At 66.7% G+C, this 14,177-nt stretch carries 11 protein-coding genes; all 11 read right to left on the bottom strand.

From position 1 onward, the window contains the following. Positions 1-55: 55 nt before the first annotated feature. Positions 56-1,183: a glycosyltransferase gene (locus GGQ90_RS14860; protein ID WP_188082854.1), complete on the bottom strand. Its 1,128-nt coding sequence runs from the start codon at positions 1,181-1,183 to the stop codon at positions 56-58. Between the two features lie 2 nt (positions 1,184-1,185). After that, positions 1,186-2,562 (bottom strand): exopolysaccharide biosynthesis polyprenyl glycosylphosphotransferase, encoded by a 1,377-nt coding sequence (locus GGQ90_RS14865; RefSeq protein ID WP_188082855.1) that lies wholly within the window; start codon positions 2,560-2,562, stop codon positions 1,186-1,188. A 43-nt stretch (positions 2,563-2,605) separates the two neighbouring features. After that, positions 2,606-4,501, bottom strand: coding sequence for an XrtA/PEP-CTERM system amidotransferase (locus GGQ90_RS14870; protein ID WP_188082856.1), 1,896 nt, complete (start codon positions 4,499-4,501; stop codon positions 2,606-2,608). 10 nt (positions 4,502-4,511) lie between these two features. Beyond that, positions 4,512-6,047, bottom strand: a complete 1,536-nt coding sequence (gene xrtA, locus GGQ90_RS14875; protein ID WP_188082857.1) for an exosortase A — start codon at positions 6,045-6,047, stop codon at positions 4,512-4,514. Next, the gene (locus GGQ90_RS14880) at positions 6,044-7,273 is read right to left on the bottom strand and encodes a TIGR03087 family PEP-CTERM/XrtA system glycosyltransferase (protein WP_188082858.1); all 1,230 of its coding nucleotides are present in this window, start codon (positions 7,271-7,273) and stop codon (positions 6,044-6,046) included. The genes xrtA and GGQ90_RS14880 overlap by 4 nt, the downstream gene beginning before the upstream one ends. Then, positions 7,270-8,343 (bottom strand): FemAB family XrtA/PEP-CTERM system-associated protein, encoded by a 1,074-nt coding sequence (locus GGQ90_RS14885; protein ID WP_188082859.1) that lies wholly within the window; start codon positions 8,341-8,343, stop codon positions 7,270-7,272. Before GGQ90_RS14885 ends, GGQ90_RS14880 begins: the two co-directional genes overlap by 4 nt. 61 nt (positions 8,344-8,404) lie before the next feature. Continuing rightward, entirely contained in the window at positions 8,405-9,475 is a 1,071-nt protein-coding gene (locus GGQ90_RS14890) for a FemAB family XrtA/PEP-CTERM system-associated protein (RefSeq protein WP_188082860.1), read from the bottom strand. Next, positions 9,472-10,320 carry an XrtA system polysaccharide deacetylase gene (locus GGQ90_RS14895; RefSeq protein WP_188082861.1) on the bottom strand — a complete coding sequence of 283 codons (849 nt, stop codon included), beginning with the start codon at positions 10,318-10,320 and terminating at the stop codon, positions 9,472-9,474. The genes GGQ90_RS14890 and GGQ90_RS14895 overlap by 4 nt, the downstream gene beginning before the upstream one ends. 31 nt (positions 10,321-10,351) lie before the next feature. Further along, positions 10,352-11,572 (bottom strand): XrtA/PEP-CTERM system-associated ATPase, encoded by a 1,221-nt coding sequence (locus GGQ90_RS14900; protein ID WP_188082862.1) that lies wholly within the window; start codon positions 11,570-11,572, stop codon positions 10,352-10,354. A 58-nt stretch (positions 11,573-11,630) separates the two neighbouring features. Beyond that, positions 11,631-13,235: a TonB-dependent receptor gene (locus GGQ90_RS14905; protein WP_188082863.1), complete on the bottom strand. Its 1,605-nt coding sequence runs from the start codon at positions 13,233-13,235 to the stop codon at positions 11,631-11,633. Further along, a complete protein-coding gene (locus GGQ90_RS14910) occupies positions 13,232-14,170 on the bottom strand; it encodes an AAA family ATPase (protein ID WP_188082864.1) in 939 nt (312 codons plus the stop codon). The genes GGQ90_RS14905 and GGQ90_RS14910 overlap by 4 nt, the downstream gene beginning before the upstream one ends. Positions 14,171-14,177 lie beyond the last annotated feature (7 nt).

Below are 14,177 nucleotides of genomic sequence, written 5' to 3' on the forward strand. Positions count from 1 at the left end.
CCGCTCGGTATCAGCTTCCGGCCTATACAATATGGCGCGGCTTTGGCGAGGGGGATCAGCGTGACTTGGCAGGATTCCATGTCGTGACAGTGCGGCCGCTCATCGCCTTGAGCACGCCCTGCAAGGTCGCGGCATAGGCGATCAGTATGTCGACCAGCGCCGCCAGAGGCCCACCGCGCGACCGCAGGCCGATCCAGGCGAGCAGCGCAATGCCGATCGCGCCGGTCATGTAGAGCATCGGCGACAGGCGCAGCGCCAGCACCCCGGCGGCGATCGCGCCGGTCAGGATGAACAGGCCACCGAACCAGCGGACGATCTTGCGCGAGGCATATTTGAACCGGTCGATCGCGGCCATGCGGCGCAGTTGCGGGCGCAAATGGCGGTGCGTGTGCCAGGCGCGGGCGGCGATCCGCACCTTGCGCCGATATTCGTCCTTGCGCCCCGTCACCAGCCGTTCACGCGCGATCACATCCTTCGCCTTCACCAGTCGCTTGCCGGCAAAGACCACCGCCATGGAGACGGTAAGGTCATCCAGCACGCTATCGGGAAATTCGGGATAGAGGCTGCGACGGATGGAGAAGATCGAGCCATCGGCCCCCAGCACATTGCCGGTGCGCGATTCCTCGTCCTTCAGCCTTTCCTCGATCCGCCAGTAGAGCGAGCCGACGGCGGCGGTCGCACTGTCCCCCTCGCCCAGATAATGGAGCGAGCCGAGGACGCCGCCGACGGCAGGATCGGCATAGCGGGCGAGCAGATTGTCGATTGCGTCAGGATCGAGCAGCACATTGGCGTCGGTGAAGATCAGTATGTCGCCGCGCGCGCGGGCGGCGAGCAATTTCATGCCATGCGCCTTGCCGCTGCGCCCCGGCCCGCGCAGCAGCGTGACCAGATCGCCCTGCGCCGCGATCAGCGCGGCGGTATCATCGGACGATCCATCGTCGAAGGCGAGAATTTCCAGCGTCGGATGGCGCGCCTTCAGCATCGCCAGATTGGCAAGCTTTTCCGGCATCGCCGCCGCCTCATTATAGGCACAGAAGAGCAGCGAGGCGCTGGGCACCGGGCCAACGACCGGCGTTTCCGCACGGGTCGGCAACAGGCGCAGGATCAGCGGGTAGAAGAGGAAGGGCCAGGCGACGGCAATTAGCGAGGCCAGCAGGACCAGGGCAAGCAGCAGGTTGGTCACGGTCAATAGGCCTTGTGATGGACCAGCACGCCGAGTGTCGCGACAATGATCCGCAGGTCGCGCCAGATCGACCAGTCGCTGACATATTCAAGGTCGGAACCCAGCCGGTCGATCAGATCCTGATGATGATCGGTGGCGCCGCGATGTCCCCGCACCTGGGCCAGGCCGGTCATGCCAGGCTTGATGCAATGGCGTTCCCAATAGCGGGCATCGACCTCCCAATAAAGGCTGTCGCCCGCCTTGGCTGCGGCGGCATGGGGCCGCGGGCCGACGATGCTCATGTCGCCGTTCAGCACGTTGAAGAGCTGGGGCAGTTCATCGATACTGGTCTTGCGCAGGAAGGCACCGACGCGGGTGACGCGATCATCGTCGCGCTTCGTCAGCGTCGCGGCCTTGTGGTCGCTTACCTCGGTCCGCATCGAGCGAAACTTGTAGATGGAGAAGGGTCGCGCGTCCTTGCCGATGCGCGGCTGACGGAAGAGGATCGGGCCGGGACTGGTCAGCTTCACCGCCAGCGCAGCGCCGATCAGGATCGGCGAGAGGGCGATGGTCGCGATGGTGGCGACGATGATGTCGAACAGCCGCTTGATCAGGCGATCGCGGAATTGCAGCGGGCCGCCGGCGACGATGATCGTGGGCTGGCCGTCGAATTCGTCGACCCGCGCAGGCGCGAAGCGCAGCAGTTCGGGGACGACGATTTCGCCCCGCGCCGACAGCGACTTGAGCGCGGCCGACCAGTCGTCCATCCGTTCGAGCGGACAGGCGACGATCACCCGTTCCGCCATGCCAACGGCAGCGGCGAGGCGCGCAGCCATGTCGGCATCATGGCGTTCGGGATGGAGATTGGCAGAGTCGGCCTGGATCACATCCATATGGGCGCCGGTCTCGGTTGCGATCTCTACCCCGTCCATGATGACCGCGGTCAGATGCGGCACATCGCCAAGCACCCGGACGGCGAGGCGCGCGACCGCCAGGCGCACCAGCGCCAGCGTGGCCGCGCCGAGCAGCAGGCCGGTCAGGAAGGTCAGACGGGACAGCTGTTCGGCGATCTTGCCCAGATAGACGATCAGCAACATCAGCAGCGCGGCTTGCGCCAACGCGAGCAGCGCGCGGAAGATGCCGCGTCGCACCCGGTCCAGCGTGTTGATGCCATAGGCCCCGCCCTGCACCGCGAGGATCGCATAGAGCGGCGCGACCATGGCGAACATCACCAGGCCATGGGGCTTGCCCGGCTCGCCCCAGAACGCGCCTACCACCAACCAGTTGGCCGCAAGGAAGGCGATGAACAGCCCTGCCATGTCGCCCGCCAGGCACAGCGCATAGAGGCGCAGCCGCACAATTTCCTTCGAGACGGTCAATGAGGCGCTGTGCATGATCATTATTCTGCCCCGTTGGCACCGGGTTGGGCCGGTTGCAAGGGGATCACGCGCCGAACAGCCGGCCGAGCGCCTTGTCGAGCATCACCATTTGCCATAGCAGGCGCCCATGGTCGGAAACGCCGGCCTTGTGGTCGGCCGCGACCTTGGCCAGCATCTTCGTGTCGAACCAGCCGGTGCGGGCGAGCGCGGAGCCGCCCGCGACCGCCGTCGCCTCGCCCGCCAGCGCGCCACGGAACCAGGCGCTGATCGGCGTAACGAAGCCCATTTTCTGACGGTAGAGAATATCCTGCGGCAGGAAGGGTTCCATCGCCTTCTTCATGAGATATTTGCCGCTATTGCCGCGAATGCGCTGGGCGACCGGCAGGCGCGCGGCAAATTCGACCAGCCGATGGTCGAGCAGCGGCTCGCGCGCCTCCAGACCGACGGCCATGCTCATCCGGTCGCTCTTGGTCAGGATGTCGCCAGGCAACCAGATGCGGATATCGGCATATTGGGCGCGATCGAGCGGGTCGCGCGCCGGGGCATCGGCCATCGCCTTGATATAGCGATCCTCCGCGCGATAGGCACCCAGCCGGCTCTTCATGTCCTGGCTGAACAATCGCTGGCGCAGCGCATGGGGCGTCACCCCGACCGAGGCGGCATAAGCCTCGCCACCGTCGCCGGCCAGTTCCAGGAAGGTCGACTTGGCGCGCAGCGCGCGCGGCGCCCAGTCGGCCTTGGGATAATAGCGGCCGAGCGTGCCGAACAAAGGTTCACGCACCGAAGCGGGGATCAGGCCGCGCAGCCTTTCCCCCTGCATCTGGAAGCGGTGGCGGCGATAGCCGGCGAACGCCTCGTCCGCGCCATCGCCGGACAGCGCCACCGTCACCTGTTCGCGCGCCAGTTCGCAGACCCGGTAGGTCGGCAGCGCGGAGGCATCGGCAAAGGGTTCGTCGAAATGGAAGGCCAGCGTGTCGGCCAATCCATAATCATCGGGTGATACGATGCGGGTGCGATGATCGGTGGCGAAGCGCCGGGCGATCCGGTCGGCATAGGCGGTCTCGTCCAGGCTGGCGACATCGAAGCCGATGGTGCAGGTCTTGACCGCCTGGTTCGACGCCTCTGCCATCAGCGCGACGACGCTGCTGCTGTCGACGCCGCCGGACAGGAAGGCGCCGAGCGGCACGTCGGACACCATGCGCGAGCGCACCGCCTGACGCATCAGCGCGACCAGTTCCTCCTCCAGCGCCTCGGGCCTGGCCTTGCTGCGATCGGCAAAGCTGATGTCCCAGTAACGCTGCGGATGGGGCAGCGGGCGGCCGCGCACCAGGCGCAGCGTCTCGCCCGCGCCGAGCTTGCGCACGCCCGCGACCATGCAGGCATCGTCGGGGACATAGCCATAGGCGAGATAATCCTCGACCGCGCTCAGGTCCGGCGCGCGGCGAAGCAGCGGATGGGCGAGCAGGCTCTTCAGTTCCGATCCGAAGATCAGGCTGCCATCCGACAGCAGCGCATAATGGAGCGGCTTCACCCCCAGCCGGTCGCGCGCCAGCCAGAGCGACTGGGCGCGCGCGTCAAACAGGGCGAAGGCGAACATGCCGTTGAAGCGGCTGACGCATTCCTCGCCCCATTGGCGATAGCCGTGCAGGATGACTTCGGTATCGCTGTCGGTGCGGAAGACATGGCCCTTTGCCTCCAGTTCGGCGCGGACCTCGGCGAAATTGTAGATTTCACCGTTGAAGGTGACAACGAGGCTTTCATCCTCGGTCAGCATCGGCTGGGCGCCGCCGCCAAGATCGATGATCGACAGGCGCAGATGCCCGAGGCCCACGCCCGGCGCGGTCCAGATACCGCTGCCGTCCGGGCCGCGATGCGGCATCACGTCCAGCATGGCGCGCACCCGCGCAGGATCGACCGGCTTGGCCGTTTCGAGATGGAAGATGCCCGCAATTCCGCACATTGTTACGGTCCTAGCCTATGCCCGCGCTGCGGTCAGCCAATTCCTTCACATTGCCCAGATCATGCAGAAAGGCGGCGATCGCCGTGTCGGAGGGATAGCCGGGGTGCTCTTCGGCGGAAACAAGGATCGCGACCGAGCGCGGATCGCGGCCGAGCAGCCGGGCGAGCATGGTCTGCACCTTCACCTCCGGCTTGCTGCCGGTCGGTGCGCCCTGCCCCACCACATAGAAGCTGACGACATGGCGGACGAGCGGACCGGGACCGGTGATCTGCTCGCCGCGCGCGTCGGCGGGTGCCGGTGCGGGCGAGGACCAGGTCCATTCCCTGTCGGGATCGACCGCGCCCTGGCCGAAACCGACCAGTTCGCGCTTGTCCTCCTGCCGGTCAAAGGCGGCGACGACGAGGTCCACGACCTGTCCGTGCGCGTTGGTGTAGCGGCCAGCGATGAAATGATCGGCACCATCGAAGCGCGGTTTCCAGGGATAGGTCTGGGCGGCACTGGTGCGGGTCCAGCCCGGCACCACTGGCAGATCGATGCGCGATGGCAGCGGACGGGCAGTGGCTGCGGTGGCCGCCAGCCAGAGCGGCGCGGCGACGATGATGCCGAGCGCAATGGCCGCCATCATGCCGGCCGGCGCCTGCCGCCGGACGGTGCGCTGCAGCGGGGCGGGATCGAACCAGGGGTCGCCAGGCTTGCGATCGAAGAATGGCCAGGCGGTCGCCATCACGATGATCATGATGATCGCGAAGAAGACCCAGCCATAGACGACATGGTCGAAACCGACGGCGGCATCGACCGTGGTCAGATGGGCGACCAATATGGTGGCGAATGCGCGCACGCCATTGGCCAGCACCGACAAGGTGAGCGCTCCGGCCATGAACAGGATGCGGCGCGGCCAACTCTGGAAGCAGACATTGCAGACCAGCGCGCCATAAGCGGTCATGGCGATCAGGAACTTGGCGCCCGAACAGGCCTCCGCCACCTCGAAATAGCCGGTCGGGGTGGTGATGAAGATGCCCTCCATATGGGCGGGCACGCCGGCCAGCGTCAGGAACATCATCGACAGATGCGCCGTTACCAGCTGAAGATGCGGCACGATCTCCTCACCGAAGGGGACCATGAAGAAGGCATAGAAGAGCGGGAAGAGCAGCGCGCGCGCCACCATCGGCCCGAGCAGCGCGATCACCGCACCCTGGAGCATCAGGACCAGGGCGCCATGGCGGACCATCGCGACGCCCGCCGCCGCGCCGAGCAGCCAGGCGAAGGCGCCCAGGCCAAGCCAGATCAGGCCCGGCGGCCAGGCGACCGGCTCCAGTTGGCGCAGGCCGGGCAGGCGCTGCTGCACCAGCCAGGCGATGAGGATCGGGATGAACAGGCAATGGCCGAAGGTGGAAGCGTTCCACCAGATCGAGACCATCGAATAGAGATCGTCGAAGAAGAGCGTCAATATGGCAGCCGCGACCACACCCAGCGCGGTCAGATGGCCACGCCAGCCGGCAAGGCCCATGCGCGGCATGTCGGCAAGGGGACGGGCGCGATCGGTCATGCCGCCTGCGGATCGGCCTTGCCCGGCGCGCCAAGCAGCAGGTCGGGCAGACCGCCCAGCGTCGCCGACCAGCGATAGCGCGCCTCGACACGGCGACGAGCGGCAAAGCCGAGCTGCGTTCCTCGCGCCGGATCGGCGAGCAGCCACAGGACCGCCTGGGCTTCGGCCGCCGGGTCATCCGCGACCAGGAAATCGCGGCCATCGACCGCATCAATGCCTTCGGCCGCCTGCGACGAGGCGACGACCGGGCGGGCCATCGCCATCGCTTCCAGCACCTTGTTCTGGATACCGCGCGCGATGCGCAGCGGCGCCACGACCAGATCGGCAGCGGCCAACCAGCCGCGCACGTCGGGCACGCCGCCGGTGACGACGACGCCGGGAAGGTCGGCGAGCGCCTGCACCGGCTTCGACGGGTTGCGGCCGACAATGGCGAAGCGCACATCGGGGCGTGCCGACTGGATGGCGGGCAGCGTCTGGCGCGCGAAACTCTCGACAGCCTCGACATTGGGGCGATAGTCCATCTGGCCGGTGAAGACGATCAGTGGCCCCGCCCCCTTCTCGACGGCCGGGAAATCGACCGCCGGATCGAAATAGTCGAGCGCCACGCCATTTTCGAGCGCGACGATCCGGTCGGCGCCAAGGTCGCAGGCGTCGCGGAACAACGCCGCTTCGGCTTCGCTGACGAAGCTGCAGATGTCGGCGCGGGCCGCGACCTTGCGCTCGAAATCGAGCAGCACGCGCCCCTCGCGCCGGTTGATCCAGCCCATCGGACCGGAACCCTGCGCCCCATAAGCGGCATATTTGGCCGAATCGAAATCGACGAAATCCATCAGGAAGCGCACCCCCGCCGGCAGCATGGGCACGAAATGGGCCATCTGCGCCGAATAGGCAATGACGGCGCGGATCGGCCGTTCGGCCATGACCTGCGCGACCCAGCGATGGAGGCCCGGATGATCGAACAGCGACACCAGCAGCGACTGGCCGCGCGCCAGGCCGGTGAGGCCGGCGACCATGCGCGAACGGTCGCGCATCAGCACGCACTGGCTGGCCGTCAGTTGCGCCATGTCGGGGGCAAAGCCCATGTCGCGATCATCATCGGCAAAGCAGCCGACATGGACCGGCGCCATCTGCGCCAGCCGCTGGAGCAGATGATAGGACCGGATCTTGTCGCCCCGGTCGGGCGGGAACGGGATACGATGGCAGAGAAAAAGAAGCTCGCCCGTCATCCAAGGCCCCGCGCGATATGGGGACCGATCAGATTGGCGAGAGGCAGCGGCAGCTTCTTCCACAATTCCACCTTGCGCCGATATTGGGGCGAGAGCGGATTGACGTCACGCGTCTCCTTGCCCGGCGCGGTGCGCAGATGATAGCCGAGCGGATCGCCCTCGAAACCCCATGTCTTCTTCCAGGCGGCGGGGCCGGTGCCGACCTTCGACCGGCCGAAGTCGAAATGGGTAAGGCCGCGCTCGCGCGCCTGGCGCATCAGGGTGAAATAGAGGACTTCGTTGGAGCGCATTGCCCGCGCCTCCAGCCCGGCGCCATGCCAATAGGGCATGCAGGCGCCGCCATGATAGAGGCTGATGACCGCCGACAGCGGCTTGCCATCCTTCGATACCATGGCGATGTCCGCATCCGCCCCGAACCGGTCGAGAATCGCATCGAACAGCGCGCGCGGGAAGACCGGCGTGCCCAGATTATGGACGCTCTGGCAATAGAGGCGATAATGGATGTCGCGCAGCCGCTGGTCGCGGCCGGTCTCGAACTGGAGATCATTGCCAAGGCCCTTGCGGATTTCCGCGCGGTGGCGCTTGGGGATCGCCTTCAGTTCCGCTTCGTCATCGACGGCAAGCGCGCGCGAGAAACCGAGATAGGCGTCGGCCTTGTTCTGCCATGAGGCGCCGCCGGGCGCTTCGCCGCCGCGCAGTTCCAGCGTGTCGCAGCCGAGCTTTTCCGCCTGATACCAGGCCGCGTCGGAAAGTTTGGCAATCGCCTTGCGATGGGACGCGAGGATGCCGCCATCGACCGCGAAACCGCTGCCGACCAACGCCTTGCCGAACAGGGCCGAGCGGATATGGGTGAGCGGCAGCACGCCGTTGATCTCGCCCGAGGGCGTGCGCGCGACCAGCATGATCGCCTTCTGGCCGGTGCCGGCCTCCACGCCCATGATCCAGGCCGGTCGATGAAAGGGCGTCGAGCCCGGCTGGGCGCAGACCCAGGCATCGACTTCCGCCACGACAGCCGGATCGGACAGGCGCGCCTCTCCGACGATGACGCTCAGATCGACAATCGCATTCATCTGGTCATTCCCTCAGTACCCCTGGCACCGGCATAGGCCCGAAGGGCTGAATATATGGTAATCAGCCAAGACCCCGACTGATCATCGGCCCCAGAAGATTGGCGACCGGGAGCGGCAATGTCTTCCACAGTTCAATCCGGCGCTGATATTTTGCGCTGGTCGGGCTGACATCGCGCAAGCGACCGGAGGGCGACCAGTCATGATAGACGAGCGGCTGCGGTTCGAAGCCGAAGCTCTTCTTCCAGGCCGCCTGCCCGCTGCCCACCTTGGACCGGCCAAAGTCGAAGCGGCCGGCGCCGCGCGCGCGGCCATGGCCCATCAGCCGATAATACATGAGTTCGTTGGAGCGCAGCCGCCGGGCATCGGCGCCGCCGCCGCCCCAGAAGGGCATGACCCGGTCGCCATGATAGAGGGTCAGCACGGCCGAGACCGGACTATCGCCATCGCGCACGATGCTGATGTCGGCATCCGCGCCAAAGGCGGCGATCACCTCGCGGAAGAGGCGTGCGGGGAAGACCGGGGTGCCGAGGTTGCGGACGCATTCGGCATAGATGCGATAATGGTCACGCAGATGCGCCGACGAGCGGCCATGATCGACGGTCAGCGCCGGATTGGCCAGCGCCTTGCGCAGTTCAGCGCGATGCTTGCGCGGGATGGCGAGCAGTTCGGCCTCGTCATCGGCGGCGAGCGGGCGGACGAAGGCGACATGCTCGCCCGCGCAGACGCGCCACCCCTCCCCCGGCGCGACACCACCGCGCAGTTCGACCGGCACATCGCCGCGCGCCCGCGCCTCGTTCTGGGCGGCAGCGGCCAGGGCGGCGATCACGGCCGGATCATCGGCCAATATGCCGCCATCAACGGCGAAGGCGGCGGACACCAGCGCCTGCCCGAACAGGCGGCTGCGCACATGCTGGAGCGGCAGCAGGCCGCAAATCTGGCCCGAGGGCGCGACCGCTGCGAGCATCAGCGCCCGGTTCGCGGTCGCCCGCTCGATCGCGATCAGCCAGGCCGGGCGATGGAACGGCGTGCTGGCGCCATGACCGAGGACATAGGCATCGGCCGCCTGCGCCTGTGCCGGATCGGCAAGGTCCAGCGTGGTGATCGCCAGATCGGCCCTATTACCCGCGATCATGCGACTCGCGCCGCTTCCTGCGCGACCAGCGCGTCGACGCGGGTCCAGGCGAAATCCTGCGTCAGACGGCGCAGCTTGGCGGCCATGACGGACAGATTGGTATAGTGGCGCACCCGCGAGCGCAGCGGCGCGCCGGCGACGCGCGGCTGTTCCGGGTCGATTTCCCAGGGGTGAAAATAGATGATCGCCGGCCGCTGCGCCTGCCCATTCACCTGGCGGATCGCCCAGCGCGAAAAGCCATAGGGCAGCAGCCGGAAAAAGCCCCCGCCCCCCGCCGCCAGCGTACGCTGGCCAAGCTTCGCCGTCGTTACGGGCAGTTCGAGCAGGTCCGATCCCGCCACCGGTTTCCAGGCGAAGCGGGGCGAATCCGGCCAGCCATAATGATCATGCCGGATCGGCGCGACGCTGCTGGAATAGGCATAGCCCTCCTCCGCCAGGATCGGATGCGCCCAGGGCGTGCGCGGATCGATCGAGAAGCTGGGCGCGCGATAGCCCGACACCTTCTGCCCGCTCGCATCCTCCAGGATCGCGCGGGACTTGCGCAGGTCGGCGCGGAACTGTTCGGGCGTAAAGGTGAAGACGCGGGCATGATCATAGCCATGGCTGGCGACTTCATGCCCGGCATCGGCGATGCGGCGCATCAGCGCGGGATAGCGTTCGGCGACCCAGCCCAGCGTAAAGAAGGTCGCGGTGACACCGGCCTGCGCGAACAGGTCCAGCACCGCATCGGTGTTACGCTCGACGCGATGCGTCAGCCCCTCCCAGTCGGACCGGTCGATCGTCCGTTCGAAGGCGCCGACCTGGAACCAGTCCTCGACATCGACGGACAGGGCATTGTGCATCATGATCTTGTCCCGGTTGCGCGCGCGGGCGCGATCAGGCGGCGTTGCGCTCCGGGTCGGCGACGCGCTCGTCGCGCTCGACCCAGTCCACGAGCATGGTCAGCACGCGTCGCAGCGCCGCATCCTGTTCCTCGACGCGGAATTCGAGGCCCGACAGGCGCTCCTCGACCAGAGCGAAGCAGCCCTTGAGCGCTTCGGGGTCGACCGTCGGCGCGGCGTAGGAGGCATGGTTCTGCATCGCGCGCAGGGCGGCGATCTCGGCACGCAGCGCCTCGATCTCCTCATGCACGGCGGGCGATACGAGATCGGGCTGCGCCGGCGCCTGCCAGGCGACCGCCTGCGGTGCGGGGGCAGCGGCAACCGGTTCGGCCGGTGCGATCGGTTGCGGCGCGGTTTCGCCGGCACTATCCAGCACGGACGGCGCGATCGGTTCGGCGCTGACATCCTCGTCCACGCCCATATCCTCGATCACTGCCTGGACCGCCTGACCGTCAATCTCGGTCAGTTGCTCCAGCGCGCCCAGCAGCAGCACCCGACTGACCAGCGCGTTGATGCGGCGCGGCACGCCGCCGGTGGCGGCATAGATGGCGTCGAGCGCATCATCGGTGAAATAGGGATTGCCGGTCCAGCCGACCAGCGTCAGACGATGGCTGATATAGGGTTCCACCTCCTGCGGCAGCATCGGGTCGAGATGATGGGTCGCGATCACGCGCTGGCGCAGCTGCTCCAGCTCGGGCGAGCGGACGAGGTCGCGAAATTCGGGCTGGCCGAGAAGGAATATCTGCAACAGCGACTGACCGCCCAACTGGAAGTTGGACAGCATGCGCAGTTCCTCGATCGCCGAGACGGGCAGGTTCTGCGCCTCGTCCACGATCAGCAGCGAGCGGCGGCCGGCCCGGGCCTGGCCCTGAAGATAGGCCTCGATCTGGCGCAATATCTGCGCCTTGGCGACGCCGTCGGTGGCCAGGCCGAAGCTCTGCGCGGCAAGGCGCAGCATGTCGTCGCCCTCGACCTGGGTCGACACGATCTTGGTCGCGGTCAGGCGCGCCGGATCGATCGTGCTCATCAGATGGCCTACCAGCGTCGTCTTGCCGGCGCCGATGTCACCGGTGATGACGATGAAGCCCTCGCCCTGCGCCAGGCCATAGCCCAGATAGGACAGCGCCTTGCGATGCGTCGTGCTCTCAAAATAGAAATGCGGGTCCGGCGTCAGCTGGAACGGGCGGCCCTGCAATCCATAGAACTGATCGTACATCTGTCGTCTCCATCCGGCTGACCGGCGTAGCATGAACGCCGTTATAGCCCGAATTTCCTTAAAAGCTGTAACGCAGGCCGACCTGGCCCATCGCGTTGATCAGCGTATCAAAATCATCCGCCTTCGCCGCATCGACCCCAAGCGAGGCCGATGCCGTAAGCTTCCTGGTCAAGCCCCTGAAATAGCTTGTGAAGGCACCATAGTTCAAGACGTCGGCGCGCGCGCCGCTGGCATCGAAATAATTGATGTAGACCGCCGTATCTAGGGAATCGCGGTCGTTGAACGCATAGGTGACGGTGCCATTGCCATACCAATTCTGGTCGCGGGTACCGCTGATCAGCACGCTCTGGGTCGTCGGCGTGATGAACTTGCGGTTGGAATAGCCGCCGCCCAGGCCAAAGCCCCAGGGGCCGCGCCGGGTGGAATATTGCCCGGCGACGCCACGATAACGGAAATTGGCGCCGGTGATGCCGGCCAGCGCATCGTTGAAGCATTCGCCCCCGCCGGTCGGCGAGAAGGCGCAGCCGGTGAGATCGCCGGTGAAGGGATTGCGCGGCACGATCAGGTTGGTGCCGGTGAAGGCCGCCGCATCCGCCGTGATCATCCGGCCGAAGCTTTCGATGCCGTCGAACACGGCGATGCCGATGCTGCTGTTGCGGCCCTGCCAGGTGAACTGGCCCTGATAGGACATGCCGCCATAGCGTTCGCCCACCGTCGCCTTCAGCGAGGTACGGCGATTGGGCCGCCACAGCACGCCCACATCCCAGATCAGGTCGCCGAAATCATAGTAAAGCGCGCGCGGCGAACTCTTGTCGGTGACATAGCGGCCGTTGCGGATGATCGGCACGCCATCCTCGTCCAGCAAGGGCGCGCGCTGGCTGATCTCGATATCCTCATAGCCGATGCCACCGAGCAGCGCGACCGTGGGCGAGACCGGCATGATCGCATCGACCCGGCCCCAGACATCCTCGAACCGCTGATCGAGCTGGCTGGCATCCTCGCGGCTATAGCCGGCGCTGGCGGTCAGGCCGACCGGCAGGATCGTGCCTGGCGCGAAACCGACGGAGCCTTTGAGGTCATGGGACCAGCTTTGTGCAAAAGAACCATTGGCGATCGCGGCGCCGGGGGCATTCACATCGACATCATCATCGACGCGGGCATAGCCCAGCCGATAGGAGGCCTTGATGTCGAGATCGCCGACCTTCGTGGCAAAGCTCGGGCCGATATAGCCGCCCCAGATCTGGCTGGTAAAGCGATTGTCGATCGCCGCGGCGCCCGAATAGCCATCGGTCCGCACCCGCGAGGCGATTCCGCCGGCCTGCAGGGTGAGTTCCGGGGTCAGCTTGTAGCCGGCATTGGCGATCCCACTCAGCACGTCGGAATCGGTCGCGTGCCCCCAGCCGAAACTGTGCATATACTGGACGTCCGCCGCGGCGTTGAGCCGGCGGGTCTGGACTTCCATCGTCACCCCGGCGGTGAGATTGGTATAGGTCACGACGTCGCCGTCGCCCTTGAGCGGCACCATCACCACCTGGTCGATGCCCAGATAGGGCGTGACGTCGACCTTCCTGGTGGACGCCGACGTGCCTTGCGCAAGCGCCGGGGCGCTGACACTGGCAAGCACCAGCAGCGAGGTGCCGGCGATCAGGGCGCGCGCGGTCATCCCGCCTCCCCCTTGCCATAATAGGAACCGAAGCGACGGGCGCCGCCGGTATAGCGAACGGCGTTGAGCAGCAACTGGACCTGCGCCCCGCCCTTGAGCAGTCCGGCCGCCTCCCGCAGCGCGCTTTCCGACGTCTTGTCGGCGCGCACAACCAGCAGCGCGACCGCGACATGGCTGGCCAGCACGGCGGCGGGCGAGGCCGCGAGCAAGGGCGGCGAATCGAACACGATGATGCGGTCGCGCCGCCCCTCGGTCAGCCGTTGCAGCAGCATTTCGGTGCGCGCGGAGGCGAGATATTCGGTATCGGCATGGCTGCGCTGTCCCGCCGGCAGGACCGACAGCGAGGGGATGTCGGTGCGAAGCACGCAATCCTCGATCGCGACCAGCGGATCGGCGAGCGCGTCCATCAACCCCGGCCCGGCCTGCAGGCCCAGCGTTTCGGGGATGCCCGGATTGCCGAAATCGGCATCGACCAGCAAAATTTCGCGATCCTGTTCAGCCGCCAGGCTGAGCGCCAGGTTGATCGCGCAGAAGGTCTTCCCCTCGCCACTATGGGGCGAACAGAGGAGGATGCGGTTGCCGCGCGGATTGTCCTGAAGATGGGTCAGCAGCCCGCGCTTGAGCAGGCGGAACTCCTCGCTCATCGCGGTGACCGGCGCGCCGGGCACCAGGAAGCCGGCTTCGGTCAGCCGGGCGCGATCGACCGGCTGGGCCGGGCTGGTCCAGGCCTGGGCGCGGAAGATCGGCGCCTCGCCGGACGCGACCGTGGCCGGTGCCTGCGGCGCGGGATCGAACATCGGCGGCGGTGGCGGTGCATCGGCCGGCACATCGACCGCCGGCGCAGCGCGGCCCCGCAGGGCGGCCTGGAAATCGAAAATCTCGGTGGCGCGTTCGATCAGCGAGCCGCGCCCCTTGATGGGGCTATGCTGGTTCATGGGATCA

It is taken from the genome of Sphingobium scionense (assembly GCF_014197035.1).
GTDB lineage: Bacteria > Pseudomonadota > Alphaproteobacteria > Sphingomonadales > Sphingomonadaceae > Sphingobium > Sphingobium scionense.

Bases quoted from the DNA above. Each gene is read 5' to 3' on its own strand.
- GGQ90_RS14865 (WP_188082855.1), bottom strand. From the start codon at position 2,562: ATGATCATGCACAGCGCCTCATTGACCGTCTCGAAGGAAATTGTGCGG.
- GGQ90_RS14895 (WP_188082861.1), bottom strand. From the start codon at position 10,320: ATGATGCACAATGCCCTGTCCGTCGATGTCGAGGACTGGTTCCAGGTC.
- GGQ90_RS14885 (WP_188082859.1), bottom strand. From the start codon at position 8,343: ATGAATGCGATTGTCGATCTGAGCGTCATCGTCGGAGAGGCGCGCCTG.
- GGQ90_RS14880 (WP_188082858.1), bottom strand. From the start codon at position 7,273: ATGACGGGCGAGCTTCTTTTTCTCTGCCATCGTATCCCGTTCCCGCCC.
- GGQ90_RS14910 (WP_188082864.1), bottom strand. From the start codon at position 14,170: ATGAACCAGCATAGCCCCATCAAGGGGCGCGGCTCGCTGATCGAACGC.
- GGQ90_RS14900 (WP_188082862.1), bottom strand. From the start codon at position 11,572: ATGTACGATCAGTTCTATGGATTGCAGGGCCGCCCGTTCCAGCTGACG.
- GGQ90_RS14905 (WP_188082863.1), bottom strand. From the start codon at position 13,235: ATGACCGCGCGCGCCCTGATCGCCGGCACCTCGCTGCTGGTGCTTGCC.
- GGQ90_RS14870 (WP_188082856.1), bottom strand. From the start codon at position 4,501: ATGTGCGGAATTGCGGGCATCTTCCATCTCGAAACGGCCAAGCCGGTC.
- GGQ90_RS14890 (WP_188082860.1), bottom strand. From the start codon at position 9,475: ATGATCGCGGGTAATAGGGCCGATCTGGCGATCACCACGCTGGACCTT.
- xrtA (WP_188082857.1), bottom strand. From the start codon at position 6,047: ATGACCGATCGCGCCCGTCCCCTTGCCGACATGCCGCGCATGGGCCTT.